This is a genomic window from Immundisolibacter sp. (assembly GCF_041625615.1).
Taxonomy (GTDB): domain Bacteria; phylum Pseudomonadota; class Gammaproteobacteria; order Immundisolibacterales; family Immundisolibacteraceae; genus Immundisolibacter.
Genome location: NZ_JBFJTF010000190.1, coordinates 1 through 3459 on the forward strand (window position 1 = coordinate 1; position 3459 = coordinate 3459).

4 protein-coding genes are annotated in these 3459 nt (G+C 69.4%); 2 read left to right on the forward strand and 2 right to left on the reverse strand.

The genetic code is table 11. The features are described from left to right. On the reverse strand, positions 1–804 hold an 804-nt coding region (locus tag ABYX71_RS11180), incomplete at its 3' end, for a hypothetical protein (protein WP_372696575.1). A 111-nt stretch (positions 805–915) separates the two neighbouring features. On the opposite strand from ABYX71_RS11180, the gene ABYX71_RS11185 reads away from it, so the two are divergent. Continuing rightward, the gene (locus ABYX71_RS11185; protein ID WP_372696576.1) at positions 916–2049 is read left to right on the forward strand and encodes a glycosyltransferase; all 1134 of its coding nucleotides are present in this window, start codon (positions 916–918) and stop codon (positions 2047–2049) included. Here ABYX71_RS11185 and ABYX71_RS11190 read toward each other — a convergent pair. Next, a complete protein-coding gene (locus tag ABYX71_RS11190) occupies positions 2010–2915 on the reverse strand; it encodes a glycosyltransferase family 2 protein (RefSeq protein WP_372696577.1) in 906 nt (301 codons plus the stop codon). The genes ABYX71_RS11185 and ABYX71_RS11190 overlap by 40 nt on opposite strands. A gap of 53 nt (positions 2916–2968) precedes the next feature. Between ABYX71_RS11190 and ABYX71_RS11195 the strand changes: the two genes are divergently transcribed. Then, positions 2969–3459: glycosyltransferase (locus tag ABYX71_RS11195; RefSeq protein WP_372696578.1), on the forward strand; the 491-nt coding region annotated here is incomplete at its 3' end.

Consider the following 3459-nt stretch of genomic DNA (forward strand, 5'->3'; position numbering starts at 1 on the left):
CCACAGCGCCAGCAGCGCGTAGGCGGTGGTGGAGGTCGACACCACCAGCGCACCCACCGCCGCCAGCACCATCAGCAACGCGCGCGCCGTGCGATCCGCCAGGTAGCGGCCACTGGCGTACGCGAGAAACCCGCCGTAGGCGTAGGCCAGCGCCGAGGGTTCCGAAAAGGGCCCACTGATCCGCGCGATGTCGCCAAACGCCTGCTCGTGCGCGGTGGCATAGAACGCGTTCGAGTGCAGGAAGGCGTCCGGGAAATAAATGCCGGCGCTGTGCGCCAGCCAGTCCCAGGCGACGAACAGCGTGGCCACGGAAAACGCGCCCAGCACCGCCGTGTGGGCGGTCTTCAGCAGCGCCGGCGCCGGCAGCCGCACCAACCGGTCCGCCAGCAGCAGCGTCAGCAGGATGTTCAGAATGAGGTAGGTGAACTGGTTCAGGTTCTCCGACCGGAAGCTGTACCGCTCGGCCGACGACAGGTCGAACATCTGCCGCCCGGACACCACCCACACGTCGTCCCAGAACACGGCTGTGGCCCAGAACAGCGCGTTCAGGCAGGACAACAGCAGCACGGCCAGCGGCGCCATACGCAGCAGCACCGCGCGATCCAGGCAGTAGCCGCCCCGCATCAGCGTCAGCACACCGGCCACGCCGAGCAGCAACAACCCCATGAAGTACGCCGGCTGAATGCCGAACGACGCCAGGTTGACCACCGCCGCCGACGTCAGCACCGTGCCGGCGCCAAACGTTGCCAGCTGCGCGCGTAACCCGGCGGTCATGGCCGCCACGCACACTGGAATGAATACCAAGCCGGTCAGCGTCAGCATCGTGGTGCGACCCGACAAGTTTCGCCTGGCACATTCGCTGCATTTTCTGTGCCTGAACCCCGGCCAACGCGCCCCCAAGGTGTCCATTTGCACATGCAAATTGCACTGATCACCGAAACCTTCACCACCGGCGTGGGTCGCCACGTGGCGGACCTGATGATCGCGCTGTGCCAACGCGGGCACGAGGTGCACCTGCTGCACGGAAACCGGCGCGTCGACCCGGCCCTGGTGCACCAGGTCGAGGCCCTGCCCGGTGCACACGTGCGCGCCGTGCCCATGAAGCGTGCGCCCCATCCGCGCGATGTGTTCAGCCTGTGGGACATCTGGCGGTACCTGCGAAGCCACGCCCCGTTCGACGTGGTACACGGTCACAGCTCGAAGGGCGGAGCCTATGCACGGCTGCTTACAACGGTGTTACGGGCACGCTGCCTGTACACACCGCACGCCCTGATCACGCTGGCGCCGGACCTGGGCCGCGGCGCGCGCCTGCTCTACGGCTCCGCCGAACGCCTGCTGGCGCCGCTGACCGACAGCATCGTCTGCTGTTCGGCGGTGGAACGGGCCCACGCCGTTGCCCTCGGCCTGGGTGCGCAGCGCTGCATCGTGGTGCCCAACGGCATCGCCCCATTCGAGGCCGTCCCCCTGGGCGTGCGCCAGCGCGCCGGCCTGGCGCCGGACACCGTGCTGGCGGGCTTCATCGGCCGGCTGGAAACGCAGAAGGCGCCCGACGTGCTGATCGAGGCCATCGGCCTGCTGCACCGGCGCGGCGTGCCGCTGCATGTGGCCATCGCCGGCGAAGGCCGGCTGCGGGAACCACTGCAACAGCGCCTGCGGGCGCTGGGCGCAGAACCCGCCGTAACGTGGCTGGGCGCCGCCGACGGCCGGCGCCTGCTGGCGGAAGTCGACCTGCTGCTCATGCCCAGCCGCTACGAGGGTTTCCCCTACGTGCTGCTGGAAGCCCTGCACAGCGGCGTGCCGGTGATCGCCACGCCGGTCGGCGGCGTCAGCGAAACGGTCGAACAGGGCAACTGTGGCCGTGTCGTGCCGATGGGCGACCCCGCCGCGCTGGCCGCCACCATCGAACACCTGACCCGCGACGCCGCACTGCGCGAGGAACTGGCAACCAACGCGCGCCGGCACGCCGGCGCGTTCGACACCGGCACCATGGCCGGGCGCATCGAAACGCTCTACCGCACCGGCTCCTGCGGCGTCGCCACCGGCACATAGGCGCGGTTGATCCGGCCGCGCACGGCGTCGTACAGACGCGGCGAGCGCGCGCGCACCCAGTGCGACAGCGACGTCTTGGCAATGCTCAGCTCCGCCCGCACACGCGCCGGCCAGACCGGCGCGCCATAGGCAACGGCAATGTCGCGCACCTCGCGCACGGTGCCCCGGAAGGCCCGGTTCGACACACCCTCGTGCGTCATGTGGCCGACGATGCCGGGGTCGTGCACGCCGCGCCCGCCACTGCCCTGCACGCGCTGCAGCCAGTCGTACTCCATGGCGTAGCGGTGCTCCAGGCAGAACAGCCCCACCCGCTCGAACAGCGCCCGGCGGGCCAGCAGCGTGGGGTGATTGACCGGTGGCAGGTGGGTGCGCAGGCCGTCGGCGTAGTGCGGATCCCCCCGGTACACGAACGCGGGGCGGTCGTCGCGGTAGAACACCAGGTCGCCGAACACGAAGTCGGCGCCGCTTTGCTCCAGCGTGGCCACCGCCCGCGCCAGCTGGCCGTCCGACAGCCAGTCGTCGGCGTTCAGGAACTGCACGTAGGTGCCGCGCGCCAGCGCCACCCCCTTGTTGAACGCGTCGGCGATGCCGCGGTCCGGCTCGCTGATCCAGAAATCCTGCGCCCGCAGGTGGCGCTCCAGCAGCGCCTGGGTGCCGTCCGTGGACCCGCCATCGACCACCACGTGCTCGATGCCCGGGCCCTGCTGCGCCTGCACCGAGGCGATGGTGCGCGCCAGCGTGGCCGCCCCGTTGCGAACCACGGTAATGATGCTGACGCACGGCGGTGGTGCGCTAACCGCTTCGCGACGGGCGGTCAGGGCGGCGTAGGACATCAGCGTCGGGGCAACCGGATGGAGTTTCTTCATGGCATCACCTGGGTTGACCGGAATCCGGCAAGACTTATGCAAGCTGTGAAGACATGCACATCGTGATCGTCAGTGATTACGGCTATGTCTCCGGCGGCGCCGCGCAGGTGGCCGTCAAGAGCGCTGCCGCGCTGGCCGAACGTGGCATCAAGGTCACGTTTGCCTGTGCCCTGGGGCCGCCGAGCCGGGAGCTGGACCGGCCCGGCATCACGGTTCACTGCCTCGGAGCTAGCAACATCTGGGCCGTGCGACAGCGCTGGCGGGCCGCCGCACAGGGCATCTGGAACGCCGCCGCCGGTCAGTGGCTGAAGGCCCTGCTGCACGACTGCGACCCCAGTGAAACCGTGGTGCACATGCACCAGTGGACCAAGGCGTTCAGCCCTAGCGTGCTGGCCGTGGCAACCACCTGCGGACTGCCGTTCGTGATCACGCTGCACGACTACTTCCTGAGCTGTCCCAACGGCGCCTACTTCGTCTACCCCAAACAGCGCCCGTGCTCGGTGCAGCCCATGTCGGCCGCCTGCTGGGCCACGGATTGCGACGC

What these genes read in the sequence shown, in the direction of transcription:
- ABYX71_RS11190 (WP_372696577.1), bottom strand. Translation starts at nt 2,915, where the DNA reads ATGAAGAAACTCCATCCGGTTGCCCCGACGCTGATGTCCTACGCCGCC.
- ABYX71_RS11185 (WP_372696576.1), top strand. Translation starts at nt 916, where the DNA reads ATGCAAATTGCACTGATCACCGAAACCTTCACCACCGGCGTGGGTCGC.